The organism is Methylibium sp. (assembly GCF_013817345.1).
GTDB lineage: Bacteria > Pseudomonadota > Gammaproteobacteria > Burkholderiales > Burkholderiaceae_C > Methylibium.
Map to the genome: position 1 here is coordinate 1 of NZ_JACDCW010000095.1, position 16,120 is coordinate 16,120.

At 68.6% G+C, this 16,120-nt stretch carries 13 protein-coding genes; 7 read left to right on the forward strand and 6 right to left on the reverse strand.

Translation table 11 applies throughout. The features are described from left to right. Positions 1-183 precede the first annotated feature (183 nt). The gene (locus tag H0W40_RS15700) at positions 184-1,176 is read left to right on the forward strand and encodes an aldo/keto reductase (protein WP_292447971.1); all 993 of its coding nucleotides are present in this window, start codon (positions 184-186) and stop codon (positions 1,174-1,176) included. Positions 1,177-1,295: 119 nt separating this feature from the next. Here H0W40_RS15700 and H0W40_RS15705 read toward each other — a convergent pair whose 3' ends face one another. From H0W40_RS15705 to murU, 3 genes are all read right to left on the reverse strand, one after another. Continuing rightward, a complete protein-coding gene (locus H0W40_RS15705; protein ID WP_292447973.1) occupies positions 1,296-3,158 on the reverse strand; it encodes a choice-of-anchor I family protein in 1,863 nt (620 codons plus the stop codon). A gap of 113 nt (positions 3,159-3,271) precedes the next feature. Continuing rightward, positions 3,272-3,976, reverse strand: coding sequence for a hypothetical protein (locus H0W40_RS15710; RefSeq protein WP_292447976.1), 705 nt, complete (start codon positions 3,974-3,976; stop codon positions 3,272-3,274). Between the two features lie 15 nt (positions 3,977-3,991). Next, complete coding sequence (gene murU, locus H0W40_RS15715) at positions 3,992-4,693, reverse strand: N-acetylmuramate alpha-1-phosphate uridylyltransferase MurU (protein ID WP_292447977.1); 702 nt, start codon at positions 4,691-4,693, stop codon at positions 3,992-3,994. 140 nt (positions 4,694-4,833) lie between these two features. Here murU and tkt point away from each other — a divergent pair, with 140 nt between their 5' ends. The 3 genes from tkt to H0W40_RS15730 all read left to right on the forward strand — a co-directional run bounded on the left by tkt (position 4,834) and on the right by H0W40_RS15730 (position 10,235). Then, complete coding sequence (gene tkt, locus H0W40_RS15720) at positions 4,834-6,909, forward strand: transketolase (RefSeq protein ID WP_292447979.1); 2,076 nt, start codon at positions 4,834-4,836, stop codon at positions 6,907-6,909. Positions 6,910-6,924: 15 nt separating this feature from the next. Further along, entirely contained in the window at positions 6,925-7,941 is a 1,017-nt protein-coding gene (gene gap / locus H0W40_RS15725) for a type I glyceraldehyde-3-phosphate dehydrogenase (protein ID WP_292447982.1), read from the forward strand. Positions 7,942-8,210: 269 nt separating this feature from the next. Beyond that, positions 8,211-10,235 (forward strand): S8 family serine peptidase, encoded by a 2,025-nt coding sequence (locus tag H0W40_RS15730; RefSeq protein WP_292447985.1) that lies wholly within the window; start codon positions 8,211-8,213, stop codon positions 10,233-10,235. Positions 10,236-10,355: 120 nt separating this feature from the next. On the opposite strand, the gene H0W40_RS15735 is transcribed toward H0W40_RS15730, so the two are convergent. From H0W40_RS15735 to H0W40_RS15745, 3 genes are read right to left on the reverse strand one after another with little or no spacing between them, the layout of a single operon-like run. Continuing rightward, entirely contained in the window at positions 10,356-11,063 is a 708-nt protein-coding gene (locus H0W40_RS15735; protein WP_292447986.1) for an SPOR domain-containing protein, read from the reverse strand. Beyond that, a complete protein-coding gene (locus H0W40_RS15740; RefSeq protein ID WP_292447998.1) occupies positions 11,057-11,881 on the reverse strand; it encodes a biotin--[acetyl-CoA-carboxylase] ligase in 825 nt (274 codons plus the stop codon). The genes H0W40_RS15735 and H0W40_RS15740 overlap by 7 nt, the downstream gene beginning before the upstream one ends. 54 nt (positions 11,882-11,935) lie before the next feature. Further along, positions 11,936-12,490: an SET domain-containing protein-lysine N-methyltransferase gene (locus H0W40_RS15745; RefSeq protein ID WP_292447988.1), complete on the reverse strand. Its 555-nt coding sequence runs from the start codon at positions 12,488-12,490 to the stop codon at positions 11,936-11,938. A 145-nt stretch (positions 12,491-12,635) separates the two neighbouring features. Between H0W40_RS15745 and H0W40_RS15750 the strand changes: the two genes are divergently transcribed. From H0W40_RS15750 to H0W40_RS15760, 3 genes are all read left to right on the forward strand, one after another. Then, positions 12,636-15,221: a DNA topoisomerase III gene (locus H0W40_RS15750; RefSeq protein WP_292447991.1), complete on the forward strand. Its 2,586-nt coding sequence runs from the start codon at positions 12,636-12,638 to the stop codon at positions 15,219-15,221. A gap of 81 nt (positions 15,222-15,302) precedes the next feature. Next, entirely contained in the window at positions 15,303-15,578 is a 276-nt protein-coding gene (locus H0W40_RS15755) for a YlcI/YnfO family protein (RefSeq protein ID WP_292447994.1), read from the forward strand. Then, positions 15,575-15,874, forward strand: coding sequence for a type II toxin-antitoxin system RelE/ParE family toxin (locus H0W40_RS15760; RefSeq protein ID WP_292447996.1), 300 nt, complete (start codon positions 15,575-15,577; stop codon positions 15,872-15,874). Before H0W40_RS15755 ends, H0W40_RS15760 begins: the two co-directional genes overlap by 4 nt. Positions 15,875-16,120 lie beyond the last annotated feature (246 nt).

Below are 16,120 nucleotides of genomic sequence, written 5' to 3' on the forward strand. Positions count from 1 at the left end.
GCGGTGGGCAGCAGCGCGAGCCCGCCGCCGGCCGCGCGCAGCGCCGCGCAGACGCGGGCACGGCGCGAGGCATAGACGTCGGTGGGCATGGGGCGATGCGGCAGTGGGTACGCTCATCAGTCTAGACGCCGCCCGCTTTCTCCTCTTTCCCCTTTCGCGCGGCGTGAAAACGGAGAAACACGCATGCAATACCGACGTCTCGGCCGCAGCGGCCTGCAGGTCAGTGAGTTGTCGCTGGGCTCATGGGTCACGTATCACAACCAGGTGAACGTGGCCTCGGCCAAGGAGATGCTCGCCGCTGCCATCGATGCCGGCATCAACTTCTTCGACAACGCCGAGGTCTACGCCAACGGCCGCAGCGAAACCATCATGGGCGAGGCCTTCAAGCAGCTCGGCCTCTCGCGGCTGGACCATGTCGTCTCGACCAAGTTCTTCTGGGGCCTGGACCGCGCCCAGGCGGGCCAGCGGCCGCGCATCAACGCGCAGGACACGCTCAACCGCAAGTACCTGCACCATGCGATGGACGCGTCGCTGGCGCGCCTGCAGATGGATCACGTCGATCTGGTGTTCTGCCACCGGCCCGACCCGGCCACGCCGATCGAGGAAACGGTCTGGGCCTTCCACGACCTCATCACCAAAGGCAAGCTGCTCTACTGGGGCACCAGCGAATGGAGCGCGGCCGAAATTCGCGCGGCGTGGGACATTGCCGACAAGCACCACCTGCACAAGCCGGTGATGGAGCAGCCCCAGTACCACCTGTTTCACCGCAAGCGCGTCGAGCACGAGTACGCGCGGCTGTATGAAGACATCGGTCTGGGCCTGACGACCTGGAGCCCGCTGGCCAGCGGCCTGCTCACCGGCAAGTACCGCAAGGGCGTTCCCGAAGGCAGCCGCGGTTCGCTGGAAAACATGGCTTTCCTGCGCGGGGATCTGCTCGATGTGCAGAAGAACGCGGCCGTCGGCGAGCTCGAGAAGATCGCCGCCGAGCTGGGCGGCAGCGTGGCGCAGTTGGCCATCGCCTGGATCAACCGCAATCCGCACGTGAGCACGGTGATCCTCGGCGCGAGCAAGCTCACGCAGTTGCACCACAACCTGGGTGCGCTCGAACTCACGCCCAAGCTCACCCCCGAGGTGCTCGCGCGCATCGACGCGATCACGCAGCCGCTGGCGGTTTGAGGCGCGACGCTGAAAGGAAGACGGCCGCACGCACAAGACCCGTCGCCGAAAAGGCAGCCCGTTTTGCTCCCTCTCCCACGAGTACGCGGGAGAGGGAGCAAAGCGTCCCTGGCCGGCGCTCAGAACGTGCGCTCGACCCGGTAGATCGCGGTCGTGCCGCTGACTTCGTTGCCCACCATCAGCAGCGGCTCACCGGTCGGCGAGTCGTCGGCGGAGATGAAGGCCAGCCCTTCCGGACCGAGGTCGCCCACCGTGGCGAGCACGGTGCCCGGATCCTCGGTGGTCCAGTCCTCGCGGGTGTTGAGGTAGTCGATGCGCACCGGTGCGCGCGGATCGGTGATGTCGTAGACCAGCACGCCGCCCATGCGCTCGAGGCCGAGGAAGAGGAAGGTCTTGTCGCCGATGCGGCCGATCGCCAGGCCCTCGGGCTCGGGACCCTTGGCGTCGCTGCGGCTGTCCAGCGCGTCGCCTTCGTCGTGACCGCTGTTGAAGAAGTCGCGGCAGGCGATGTCTCGGTCGGCGCCGGCCAGGCAGGCATCGCTGGCGATGAAACGCTCGATGGCGTCACCCGAATCGAAGACCAGCGTGCCGTCCTCGTCGCGGATCGAGAACGAGCGCGCACCGAAGGAGTAGAGCGCGTCGTACATCAGGCGGTCGCCGGCCGGGTTCTCGACGCCGCTGGCGTCGAAGAGCACCGGCGCGCCGCCGGCGTCGGTGCGAAAGCCCATCGTCCAGGTCACGTTGAGGCGGCCGAGTTGCTCATCGTCGCGGCAGGCGCCGGGGTTGCCGACGGTCGCGCCGCAATAGCCGAAGGTCACCGGGTTGAGCAGGGCGCCGGCCGCGAGCGCTCTCAGTTGAGGCGGCAGATCGTCACCGGCACGGACGTCAAAACCGGTCGCGTTGACCAGGTGCTTCACCCGGAATTCCTCGACGAAGCCGAGGCTGGTATCGCCGGCCCAGTAGGCTGGGTTGTCCTCGCCCCAGGCGCGGGCGTCGCCCTCGTTTGCGCTGACCAAGTAGGTCTGGCCACCGGCACTGTAGGCAGCGATGGCGTCGGGGTGGTACAGGCCGCGCACGCCCGCCCAGTTGCGGATGTTGATGGCGCCGCCTTCTTCGTCGCTGGCATCGAAGGCGTTGCTGGAGCCGTAGCCGTTGTCGGCCAGGCCATGGTCCTTGAAGCCGAGCGGTTTGATCTCGAGCACCGTGGCGGTGGCGATGTCGATCCTGGCCAGCGCATTGTTTTCCTGCAGCACCGCCCAGGCGGTCGCGCCGTCGCTGGATACGGCGATGTATTCCGGCTCGAGGTCCTGCGCGACGCTCGCGCCCGGGCCGTAGATGCGCACGCCCGCGCTGCGCAGTGCCGCGGCATCTGCGTCGAAGGCCGTGAAGCCGGCGGTGCGCACCGTGATGTCGGCCAGGTCCGAGACATCGACGATGCTGATCGAGCCCTGCGGGTCGGTCTGGTAGTCGTCGCTCGGCTCGCCCTCGTTGGCCACGAGCACCTTGCGGCCATCGGGCGTGAAGATGAGCATGTCGGGCAGCGCGCCCACCTTCACGCTGCCGATCGCGCTCAGGTCGTCGGCACGGTAAAAGCCGACGAAGCCCGGGTCCGTCTTGACGGCCGCCTGGATGGCCACTGCGATGACGCCATTGGCGATGGCCACGCTGTTGACCGTCGCACCTGCGGCGATGGCATTGGCGTCGATCGAGGCGAGCCGTACCGGCATGGACGGGTCGCTCAGGTCCAGCACGTCAAGCACACCGGCCTGGGCGTTGACGACGAAGCCGCGTTGCGAGTCCGCGTCGAAGGCGGGGATCTCGGCGGCGGCGGCATCGAACTGACCCGACGAATAGCGCCCGAGCAGGCTCAGCGAAACGCTCGACGGCGTGGCATCGCCATCGTCGTCGTCATTGCCGCCCCCACAAGCGGCCAAGGCGCCGATCAATACGGCCGACGACAGCAAACGCATCCGGAACTTCATCTCGCACTCTCCGTTGTTGGGCAACCGGTCAGCGTAGGTGCGCAACATGAAGAGATTTCGACGCCGCGATGACAGCGGCGTGACGGCGGCGTGACAGCGGGGGCGAGCGCGCTTCAGCCGCGCGGCAACGCCGACGGATCGAGCTTGGTGGCCGGGTGCGCCGGCGCCATCGGGTGCAGCGCACGGCGCAGCGCGGCGCGCTTGTCGGCGGCCGCGCGGCGGCGGTTGTCAGCCACCACGTCCATCTGCAGCCGCACGAAGTTGGCCAGATCCTCGACCCTTCCTTCGCCGCCGAGCGAGGCGCCGGTGCGCGGCAACTTGACGGCTTTGCCGTCCTTGAGCATGAGCACGAATTGGCACACGCCCGGCCGCAGCCAGGCCGGCCCGCGCGTCGGCCGGTTGCGCTCGACGACCAGCACGTCGCGCAGATCGGAGATCGCAACGCGCCGGGCCGATTTGCGCCAGCCCCGCCGCCAGGTCACGAACTTCACGCTGGCGGCCACGCGCTCCCAGGCCCACAGATCCCAGCCGACCGCGAAGGCCCACAGCCCCAGCGCCGGCCACCACGGCCAGTCCGCCGAGCGCAGAGCGGTCGCACCGAGCAGGCCGCTGGCGAGCAAGGCCAGCCAGACCGGCAGCAAGCCGCCCTCGCCCGGCGTCCACACGCTGCGCTCGTAAAGCGCGGAATCGGTGTGTTCACCCGAAAGCGGCTGGTAGGCCAGCAGCGCCACGCGCAGGCCCCGCACTGCGGCGTACTGCAGCAGCACTGCGGCCACCACGCCTGCCGCGCCGATCAGCGCCGTCGTCAGCGCATCCATGTGTCGCTCCCCCGTTCATGTCTCGTCGTCCTGCAGGGCCTGCCAGCGCTCCGGCGTGCCGACATCGGCCCAGGGGCCGGTGTACAGGCTGCCACTGATGCGCCCTTGCGCAATCGCTGCGTCGAAGCACGGCTTCAGCGCGGCCTTGCGGCCGGGCGCAACACCGGCCACCAGCGCCGATTGGAACAAGCCCACCGTCGAATACGTGTAACGGGTCTGCGCTTGCGTGTGGTCGGCGGCCAACACACGGCCTTGCGGGCTCAAACCGAAGTCGCCGCGGGGGTGCTGCGGCGGGTTGGGCACGAGCCAGAGGTGGGCCAGATCGCCGCTGGCCGTGAAGTCGGTCACGTGCTGCGCGTCGAAACGAAAGCCGGGCACGAACACGTCGCCGCCAACCACCCAGAAGGTGTCGCTTTGCAACAGTGGCAACGCGGTCGCGATGCCGCCCGCGGTTTCGAGTGCGCCGCCGTGGTCGCGGCCCTCCATCGAGTAGCGGATGGCCAGGCCGAAGCGCGAGCCGTCGCCCAGCAGGACCGGGAACTGCTCCTCGAGCCAGGCGGTGTTGATCACGACTTCGCGCACCCCGCTGGCGGCGAGCGCTTCGAGGTGCCAGATGATGAGCGGCTTGCCGTGCACCGGCAGCAAGGGCTTTGGGGTGCGGTCGGTCAGCGGGCGCATGCGCTCGCCACGGCCGGCCGCAAGGATCAGCGCTTTCATGGCGCCGCAGTCTAGGGCAGCAAGTGCGCCCGGGCGCGGCTCGATTCGCCGCGGCGAGCGGGTCTGGGGATGCGCCTCGTAAAATCGCCGGCTCTGCCGTTCAGCGGCCCGCGTCTCGTCGCAACCCCTCTTCTTCCCCCATGGCCGCCACCCAACTCCGCTCGTCGCTCGACCCCGCCACCACCCCCGATGCCGTCCTGATGGCCAATGCGATCCGCGCGCTGGCCATGGACGCCGTGCAGCAGGCCAATTCCGGCCACCCGGGCGCGCCGATGGGCATGGCCGACATGGCGGTGGCCCTGTGGGGTCGCCATCTTCGCCACAACCCGGCCGATACGCGCTGGGCCAATCGCGACCGCTTCGTGCTCTCCAACGGCCATGGCTCGATGCTGGTCTATGCGCTGCTGCACCTGAGCGGCTATGCGCTGTCGGCCGACGAATTGCGCAACTTTCGCCAGCTGCACAGCAAGACGCCCGGCCACCCCGAGGTCGGCGTCACGCCCGGCATCGAGACCACCACCGGCCCGCTCGGCCAGGGCCTCGCCAACGCAGTCGGCATGGCGCTGGCCGAGAAACTGCTCGCGGCCGAGTTCAACCGCCCGGCGCATGCGGTGGTCGATCACCACACCTACGTCTTCCTCGGCGACGGCTGCCTCATGGAAGGCATCAGCCACGAGGCCTGCGCATTGGCCGGCGCCTGGAAGCTGAACAAGCTGATCGCGCTGTACGACGACAACGGCATTTCGATCGACGGTCAGGTCGCGCCCTGGTTCATCGACGACAGCGCTCAACGTTTTGCGGCCTACGGCTGGAACGTCATCGGCCCGATCGACGGCCACGACACCGACGCGGTCGATGCCGCGATCGCCAAGGCCAAGGACAGCACCGACAAGCCGAGCTTCATCGTCTGCAAGACCGCCATCGGCAAGGGCTCGCCCAACCGCGCCGGTACCGCCAAGGCGCACGGCGAGCCGCTCGGCGCGGACGAGATCGTGCTCACGCGCACGGCGCTGGCCTGGACGCACGAGCCTTTCCATGTGCCGCAGGAAGCCTACGACGCCTGGGACGCCACCGCGAGCGGTGCCGAGGCGCAGGCGAAGTGGGAGGCCGGCTTCGCGGTCTACCGTGCGGCGCATCCGGAGATGGCGGCCGAATTCGAGCGCCGCATGCTGGGTGAGCTGCCGGCCAACTTCGCGCAGACCGCCGTCGATGCCGCGATTGCCGCGCACACAAAAGCGGAGACGGTCGCTACCCGCAAGGCCAGCCAGATCGCGCTCGAAGCCTTCACCGCCGCGCTGCCTGAGCTGATCGGCGGCTCGGCCGACCTGACGGGCTCCAACCTCACCAACACCAAGAGCACGCCGCCGTTGCGCATGGGCGAAGGCGGTCGTCCGGTGCTGGGCGAAAACGGCCGGCCCGGCCGCCACATCAACTACGGCGTGCGCGAGTTCGGCATGGCCGCGGTGATGAATGGCCTGGCGCTGCACGGCGGCTTCATTCCCTACGGCGGCACCTTCCTGACCTTCAGCGACTACTCGCGCAACGCCATCCGCATGGCGGCGCTGATGAAGCAGCGGGTGATTCACGTGTTCACGCACGACAGCATCGGCCTGGGCGAGGACGGGCCCACGCACCAGAGCGTCGAGCATGCGGCCAGCCTGCGCCTGATTCCCAACCTCGATGTCTGGCGCCCGGCCGACACCGCCGAGACTGCGGTCGCCTGGACCCGCGCGCTGCTCAACGCCGATCGGCCGACGGCCCTGCTGCTGTCGCGCCAGAACCTGCCGTACTGCCCGAAGGACCAGCTCGACGAGATTGCCCGCGGCGCCTATGTGCTGGCCGAGCCGGGCGAGGTCGGGCTGAAGAAGAAGGCGCAGGCGGTCATCCTCGCCAGCGGCTCCGAGGTGCAGCTCGCCTTGCACGCGCAGCAGCAGCTCGCGGTGGCCGGCATCGCGGTGCGCGTCGTCTCCGTGCCTTCCACGACGACCTTCGATCGCCAGAACGCCGCCTACAAACGCAGTGTGTTGCCCGAAGGACTGCCGCGCGTCGCGGTGGAGGCGGGCGTGACCGACGGCTGGTGGAAATACGGCTGCGCGGCCGTGGTCGGGCTCGACACCTACGGCGAATCCGCGCCTGCAAACGTGCTGTTCAAGCACTTCGGCTTCACGGCGGAGAACGTCGCGGCCACGGTGCGCAAGGTCTTGTCCAGAAACTGAACCAAGGAAACCACGATGACCATCAAAGTCGCCATCAATGGCTATGGCCGCATCGGCCGCAACGTGCTGCGCGCGCATTACGAGGGCGGCAAGAAGCACGACATCCAGATCGTCGCCATCAACGACCTGGGCGACCCGAACACCAACGCCCACCTGACGCAGTACGACACCGCGCACGGCCGCTTTCCCGGCACGGTGGCGGTCGAAGGCGAGCACATGGTGGTCAACGGCGACAAGATCAAGGTGCTCGCCACCCGCAACCCCGCCGAGCTGCCCTGGGGCGAGATGGGCGTCGATGTGGTCATGGAGTGCACCGGCTTCTTCACCACCAAGGAAAAGGCCTCGGCGCACCTGAAGGGCGGCGCCAAGAAGGTGATCATCTCCGCGCCCGGCGGCAAGGACGTGGACGCGACCATCGTCTTCGGCGTGAACCACAAGGTGCTCAAGGCCAGCGACACGGTGATCTCCAACGCCTCGTGCACCACCAACTGTCTGGCGCCGCTGGTCAAGGCGCTGCACGACACCATCGGCGTCGAGACCGGCCTGATGACGACGATCCACTCCTACACCAACGACCAGGTGCTCACCGACGTCTATCACGAGGACCTGCGCCGCGCGCGCAGCGCCACGATGAGCATGATCCCGACCAAGACCGGCGCCGCCGCCGCGGTCGGCCTGGTGATGCCGGAGCTGAACGGCAAGCTCGACGGCTTCGCGATCCGCGTGCCGACCATCAACGTGTCGGTGGTCGATCTGAGCTTCACGCCCAAACGCGCGACCACGGTCGATGAAGTCAACAAGGTGCTCCAGGCTGCCAGCGAAGGCGAGCTGAAAGGCATCCTCGGCGTGAACACCTTGCCGCTGGTCAGCGTCGATTTCAACCACGACGCGCGCTCCAGCGTGTTCGACGCGACGCAGACGCGCGTGTCGGCCGACGGCAAGCTGGTCAAGGTGCTGAGCTGGTACGACAACGAGTGGGCGTTCTCGAACCGCATGCTCGATACCACCGTCGCGCTGATGGCGGCGAAGTAAGGGAGGCTTTGGGGAGGCCGGCGCGGCGGCTTCCCTGCGAGCCCACAAGACCGCTCGTCGCCCGAGGTCACCGAAGACACTGGTGCGCGCCCGTCGAAGTGACTGGAGTGATGCGACGCAGCGGCCTCGTTGTTCTCGAGCGGTCTGCCCTGCGCCCCCGGAGCTGCAACGCATCGGTGCAAATCCCTGCATGACGCCGGCGCAGGCTCGCTTGGTAAGGTCCGCTCGCCTCCTACACTCGGCGGCTCGACCGCCCGCCACGAGAAGCCATGCACCGTCTGCCCAGTCTTTGTGTTTCGCTTGCGTTGACGGCGCTTCTCGCCGCGACGGGTGCGTCGATACCCGCAGCGGCCGCTGCCGCCGGCTCCGAAGCGCGGGCACGCGTCATCGTCAAGCTCAAGCCGCCGACCGCGGCGGCGAGTGCGGCCCGTGTCACGCCGCTCGCCGAGCGCCTGGAGCGCGCGGCCGTGCGCCAGGGCGCGCAGCCGCAGGCACAGCGTTCGTTGGGCGGCGAGGTGCGGCTCCTGACGGCCACCGGCATCGACTCGGCCACGCTGGCGCGTCAGCTCGCCGCGGACCCGGAAGTGGCTTATGCCGTGCCCGACCGGCGGATGCGGCGCAATGTGGTGCCCGACGACCCGCTCTACGACTTCCCCGCGGGCGGCGACCCCGAAGTGGGTCAGTGGTATCTCCAACCGCCGAACCCTCTTTTCGTCTCCGCGATCGATACGCAGTCGGCTTGGGACACCACAACGGGCAGCAGCAGCGTCGTGGTCGCCGTTCTGGACACCGGTGTGCGCTTTGACCACCCGGACCTCGACGGCAAGTTGCTTCCCGGCTACGACTTCATCCGGGACGCGGTAACCGCCGCCGATGGCAACGGCCGCGACGCCAATGCCAGCGACCCGGGCGACTGGGTCACGGTCGAAGAAGTGCAGCGGAGCAGCAATGACGATCTCACAGAAGATTGCTTGCCGCGAAACAGAGATGGGCAGCTCCTCGACGCCAACAGTTCCTGGCATGGCACTAAGGTCGCCGGCATGGTAGGTGCGCTCACCAATAACGGCGAGGGCATCGCCGGTGCTGGCTGGGACGTGCGGGTCTTGCCTGTGCGCGTGCTAGGCAAGTGCGGTGGCTTCGAGTCCGACATCGTCGTGGCGATGCGCTGGGCTGCGGGCATGGCGGTGGAGGGCGTGCCGGACAACCCGGCCGACAACCGCGCGCAGATCGTCAACCTCAGCCTCGGCGGCGCGGGCGAGTGCCGCGCGGCTTACGCCGATGCGGTGGCCGATCTCACGGCCCGGGGCGTCACTGTCATCGCCTCTGCCGGCAACACCGCCGGGCATGTGGTCAGCGCGCCCGCCAACTGCGAAGGCGTGATCGGCGTCGGCGGCTTGCGCCACCTGGGCACCAAGGTCGGGTTTTCCGACCTCGGACCGGAGGTCGCGATCAGTGCGCCGGGCGGCAACTGCGTGAACATCCAGCAGAACGAGCCCTGCCTTTATCCGCTGATCACCACCACCAACGCCGGCACCACGACGCCGGTGGTCGCGAGTTCGGCCTATACCAACGGCAGCAGCGACATCACCTTCGGCACCAGCTTCTCCGCGCCACTGGTTTCGGGCGCGGCGGCATTGATGCTCGCGGTGCAGCCCGGGCTCACGCCGGACGAAATACGTGCGCGGCTGCAAGCCACCGCGCGGACCTTTCCTACGACCGGCGCCGTGTCCGGCACGCCGCAGTGCACCGCGCCGCGCTTCGACAACCGCGGCGATCCGATCGACCAGCTCGAGTGCTACTGCACCGCCGAGACCTGCGGCGCCGGCATGCTCGACGCCCGCGCCGCCGTCCAGGCCGCCACCGGCGTGGTGGCGCGCATCTCGCTGATCGGCGACGGCGACCCGCAGGCGGGCGAGCCGCTGACTCTCGGCAGCGGCGACTCGCTTCTTCTCGACGGGCGCACCATCGTCAGCGTGCAATGGACGCTGGTCGATGACGGCGGCATCGTCGATGGCTTCGACACCGCCGACGACCAACCCACCGTGCAGTTGACCCCGAGCGCGGGCGGCGACTTCACCGTGCGCGTGCGGGTCGAGGACAGCGAGGGCGATGTCGCCGAGCAGACCGTGCGCGTCACTGTCCAGGGCCCGTCTCGCGACAGCGGCGGTGGCGGTGGCGGCGCCATGGGCATCGGCTACCTGCTGGCCTTGCTTGCCGCTGTACCCGCCGTGCGCCGTGCCGTGCAGGGCCGTAGCAAGCCGGCTCGACAAGGCGGCCGGCGCGCTTTGCGCTGATCGCATCGCGCTGACGCCCGCTGCGGCCAGCGCGGCAGCTCTCGAGGAAACGAAGGGCCGCCCCCGAGTTTCTTGACCCCCTCGGGAGGCGGGCTCGGCGCCACCGAACCCCGGGGCCGCTCAGAACAGCGCGTTCGGGTTCCGGCAGGGCACGAAAGGCTTGCCGCGCAGCCGCTCGGCGGGCAGGCCGGTGAGCAGCGCCTGCGTCTGCGCATCCGCCTGCGCCACGCGCAAGGCACGCGCCACCCGGGGAGTGCCTTCGACGACGCGGGCGGTCTGCACGTCGCGCTCGGCCAGGGCGGCGACTTCCAGTTCGGCGGCTTCGCGGCTCTCATGGCGGCTCAGGATCAGCAGCGGCGCGGCGCCCGGCGTGCTGGCCTGCTCGGGCACGACGCCGCGGCGGCGCAGTTCGTCACGCCGGGCCTGCAGTGGCTCGGCATCGAAGAACGGCCCCTCGACCACCCACCAGCGCCCGCCCGCACCCGACACCTCGCGCACCGCCCAGGCGCCGCCGGGCCAGGCCGACTGCAGGGCAGCCTGCACGGCGGCCAGTTCGGCGGCGGTGTAGGGCCCGGCTTCCAGGCACACCGCGGCGGCCGACGCCTGGGCGATGGCGGGCGGTGCGGCGAGGCGTTGCGCCGCCGAGGCCGCCTCGGGAGTGAGCAGTTCGACCCGCTCGGGGCGCACCTGGCGCGCCATGCGGCCCGGCTCGCGTTCACCTTCGGGCCGCGCGCCGATCACGCTGTGCAGCGGCGCCAGCCAGCCCTGACGCCAGACCCAGAAGCCCGCGTTGGCGAGCAGCAGCACCAGCACCACGGCTCTCAGCATGGACGCACGCTCACTTCGCCACTGCTCACGAGGCGCAGGCCGCGGTCGGTCAGCAACCTGAGCGCGCCGGTGGCATCGACGCCATCGGCCCGGCCGGCGGGCGCCTCGGGGTCGGTGGTGGTCACGGTTCGGCCGGCCAGCGCGTCGCGCGCCGCAAAGCGCGCTTCGAAGGCGGCGAAGCCCTGGGTTTCGAAGACGGCGAGCGCGCCGAGCATCGGCGCGGCCAGCCGCGCCAGCAGCTCGGGCGCACGCGCCTGCGGTTCGAGTTCGCGCCAGCCGGCGATGGCATCGTCGTCCAGGCCTGGACGCGCTGCCGGCGGCGCCAGGTTGATGCCGACGCCGACGACGGCATAGCGGCCCGGGCCGCCGCCTGCCGCCAAGGGCCGCGTCTCGATCAGCACGCCGCCGAACTTGCGGCCGTCGCCCGGCTCATCAAGCAGCCACAGGTCATTGGGCCACTTGAGCCGCACACGGGCATGCAGCGCCTCGGCCAGCGCCACGCCCACCGCCAGCGAGAGGCCCGACCAGTCGGTGGGCGCAAGGCGCAGGCCCAGCGAAAAGCAGAGCTGCTGCGGGCCGCTCTGCGGCGCCGGTGCGTCGCTGAACCAGGGCCGGCCGAGGCGGCCGCGGCCGGCCGTCTGCTGTTCGCAGACCAGCAAGCAGGGGCTCGTGTCGCCCGCGCGGGCGCGTTCGAGCAGCCGCGTGTTGGTGGAGTCGGTCTCGGCCAGCAGTTCCACGGTGAGGCCGGGCCGCAGCGGCTCGAGCCGGGCGCGCAATGACTCGATCGCCCAGCCCGGTGACGCGCTCGCTCCGATCATGCCGGGCGTGACCGGCGTGTCGAGCGAAAGGGGGCCGGCTTGCACGCGCGAGCTTCAGCGTTTGGGCGCGAGCATGGTGCCGCGACAGCGCTTGGCGCCGCAGCGGCATTCGTACTGCTTCTTCAGCTTGGCGCTGTAGCGCTCGTCGATCACCAGGCCGTAGTCGTAGAACAACTCCTGGCCCGGGGGGATGGCCCGCAGCGTCTTGATGAAGACGCGGCCGCCTTCTTCATCGGCTTCGCAATTCGGCGCGCAGGAATGGTTGATCCAGCGCGAGGCGTTGCCGCCGTACTTGGCATCGATGACATGGTCCTCGTCGATGCTGAAGTAGAAGGTGTGGTTCGGATCGCTCGGGTCGTGCGGATGGCGGCGCAGGGCTTCGGGCCAGCCGATCACTTCGCCGGTGTATTCGATGAGCAGCTCGCTCTTGGCCAGGGGCTGCAAGGCGAACATGCCCTTGCCATGCACGCCGGAGCGGCGCACCTGGATGCGCCGTCCGCCGGCGCTTCGGGGATGATCGGCGCCGTTGACGGGGCGGCCGTTGCGCTCTTCGGCCGGGGTCTCGGCGCTGCGTTGGGGCGGGGTCTTGCGGCGCGCGGATTGCGTCATGGACGGGTTTGGATACATTGAAATCATGGGTGCGCGCGCGTGAGCGCGTGCGCGCGAGAGCCGGATTGTAGGGACGCCAACGCAGCACGGCTGCTGCAGCGGCTTGCCGATCGGCACGAAACGAAACAGGACTTCAACGCACTACATGAGCAAAGCACTGGTCATCGCCGAGAAACCGTCGGTCGCGCAAGACATCGTGCGCGCGCTGACGCCGACGAGCGGCAAGTTCGACAAGCACGACGAGCATTTCGAGAACGAACACTACGTGGTCACGTCCGCCGTGGGCCACCTGGTGGAGATCAAGGCGCCGGAGGAATACGACGTCAAGCGCGGCAAGTGGAGCTTCAACCACCTGCCGGTGATCCCGCCGCACTTCGATCTGGCGCCGATCGACAAGGCCAAGAGCCGGCTCAATGCCGTGGTCAAGCAGGTCAAGCGCAAGGACGTGACCGAGCTCATCAACGCCTGCGACGCGGGGCGCGAGGGCGAGCTGATCTTCCGGCTGATCGTGCAGTACGCCGGCACCGAAAAGAAGAAGATCGACAAGCCGGTGCGCCGCCTGTGGCTGCAAAGCATGACGCCGCAGGCCATTCGCGACGGCTTCGAGCAACTGCGCGGCGACGAGCAGATGCTCGGCCTGGCCGACGCGGCGCGCAGCCGCAGCGAGGCCGACTGGCTGGTCGGCATCAACGGCACGCGGGCCATGACGGCCTTCAATTCTCGCGACGGCGGCTTCTTCCTCACCACCGTGGGCCGGGTGCAGACGCCCACGCTCTCCATCGTGGTCGAGCGCGAGGAGAAGATCAGGAAGCACGTTGCGCGCGACTACTGGGAGATCCGCGCGAGCTTCCAGGCCAAGGCGGGCCTGTACGAAGGCAAGTGGTTCGATCCGGCGTGGAAGAAGAACGAAGACGCCGAGCGCCGCGCCGACCGCATTTGGAATGAAGCCGATGCGCAGGCGATCGCGCAGGCGGTGCGCGCCCAACCGGCGCAGGTGAGCGAAGAGGCCAAGCCGAGCAGCCAGAGCGCGCCGCAGCTCTTCGACCTGACCAGCCTGCAGCGCGAGGCCAATTCGCGCTTCGGCTTCTCGGCCAAGACCACGCTCTCGCTCGCGCAGGCGCTCTACGAGAAGCACAAGGTGCTGACCTACCCGCGTACCGACAGCAAGTTCCTGCCGGAGGACTACGTGGCGGTGGTTCGCAACACGATGGAGATGCTGGCCAAGGAAGACCTGCCCGGCCCGCTGCGCCCGCTGGCGGCGCACGCGAAGAAGGCCGTGAAGGAAGGCTACGTCAAGCCCAACAAGCGCATCTTCGACAACGCCAAGGTGTCGGACCACTTCGCCATCATCCCGACCCTGCAGGCGCCCAAGAGCCTCACTGACATCGAGGCCAAGCTCTACGACATGGTGGTCAAGCGCTTCCTGGCGGTGTTCTTTCCGCCGGCGGAGTTCATGGTCACGACGCGCATCTCCACCGTCAGTGCAGCCGGCAAGGAGCACAGGTTCCAGACCAACGGAAAGGTGATGGTCAAGCCGGGCTGGCTGGCGATCTACGGCCGCGAGGTGGAGGATGCCGACGCCACGCTGGTGCCGGTCGAGAAGGGCGAGGTGGCGCATACCGAGAGTGCCGACGCCAACGCCCTCAAGACCAAGCCGCCACCGCGCTACACCGAAGCAACCTTGCTCTCGGCCATGGAAGGCGCCGGCAAGCTGATCGAGGACGAGGAATTCCGCGACGCGATGCAGGAGAAGGGCCTCGGCACGCCGGCCACGCGCGCGCAGACCATCGAGGGCCTGATCTACGAAAAATACATGATCCGCGAGGGCCGCGAGCTGATCCCCAGCGCCAAGGCCTTCCAGCTCATGACCTTGCTGCGCGGACTCCAGGTCGAGGAACTCACCAAGCCCGAGCTCACCGGCAACTGGGAGTTCCAGCTCGCCGAGATGGAGCGCGGCAAGCTCAGCCGCGAGGCTTTCATGGGCGAGATCGCCGCGATGACGGAGCGCATCGTCGCCAAGGCCAAGGAGTACGACCGCGACACCATTCCGGGCGACTACGCAACGCTGAAGACGCCCTGTCCGAAATGCGGCGGTGTGGTGAAGGAGAACTACCGGCGCTTCACCTGCGCCGGCAAGGGCGCGGCCAGCGAAGAGGGCTGCGGCTTCTCGATCAGCAAGATCCCGGGAAGTCGCAGTTTCGAGTTGCAGGAGGTAGAAGACTTCATCGCCCACAAGAAGATCGGGCCGCTGGAGGGTTTTCGCTCCAAGGCCGGCTGGCCCTTCACCGCCGAACTGCGGCTCGCCTTCGATGACGAAACGCAGAACTGGAAGCTCGAGTTCGACTTCGGCGAAGACGCCAAGAAGGACGGCGAATCCGGCGAGCCGGTTGACTTTTCAGCGCAGGAAAGCCTGGGCGCCTGCCCCAAGTGCAAGGGCAGCGTCTTCGAGCACGGCACGAGCTACGTGTGCGAGCACAGCGTGGGCGCGCACGTCACCTGCGACTTCAAGAGCGGCAAGATCATCCTGCAGCAGCCGGTGCCGCGCGAGCAGATGACCAGGCTTTTGAAAGAGGGCAAGACCGAGCTGCTGGAGAACTTCGTCTCCAACAAGACGCGTCGCAAGTTCAAGGCGCGTCTCGCCTGGGACGCCAAGGAAGGCAAGGTCGGCTTCGAGTTCGAGCCGCGGGCAGCCAAGGCCCCGGCGAAGAAGGCGGCTGCCAAGAAGGTGTAAGGGGGCCGGCCCAACCGCTTGCGCGGTCCGGATCACGCATGCGACACTTTGCATCGCAATTTCAATGCATTGGAGCCTGCCATGAAAGTCGCCAGCCTGCCGCCCCTGCGTGTGACCCAGGAGACGCGCGCGGCCGTCGAAGAACTGCTGCGAGACGGAGAGTCGCTTTCGGCCTTTGTGGAGGAGGCGGTGCGCCTCAACGTCGAACGTCGGCAGGTGCAGCGCGAGTTTCTGGCCCGAGGCCTGGCGGCGGGCGAGGAAGCGCGCCGCACGGGTGACTACGCCACGCCGGAGGAGGTGATGTCCAAGCTCCGAGCCATGCGCAAAGCCCACGCAAGCCGCGTCAAGGGCAAGTGACGCCTTACACGCTGCGTCTTTCGCGGGCCGCCGAAGAGGACTTGATCCGGCTCTATGCCTTCCTGCTCGATCAAGACCCTGCCTCGGCGCTGGCCGCCGAGGAGGCGATCGAGCGCGGTTTCGCGCTGCTCAGGATCAATCCCTTCATCTGCCGCCGTGCGGTCGGCGCAGCCGCACGCATTCGCGAACTCGTCATCGGCTTCGGTCGTGCGGGTTATCTGGCGCTGGTCGAGATCGACGCGGATACCGTGACCGTGCTGGCCGTCCGTCACCAGCGCGAAGACGACTACCACTGATCGGGCGCGAAAGACGAAACCAGCGAGTCGGGTCGGCTGCGCCAGCCAACGTGCGTTGAAGCGACAAGGCGCTGCGGCTCGGGCCGCAGCGCTTGACCGGCCCGGCCGATCAATCCGTCCGGATGTTCGCCGACTCGATGACGCCCGCCCAACGCGCGATCTCGTCGTTCAGGAACGCGGAGCGGCGCAGGCCATCTCCGCCGCCGCTACGCCCACAGCCCGCCGGCCGGCGCCAACGGCCCGCGC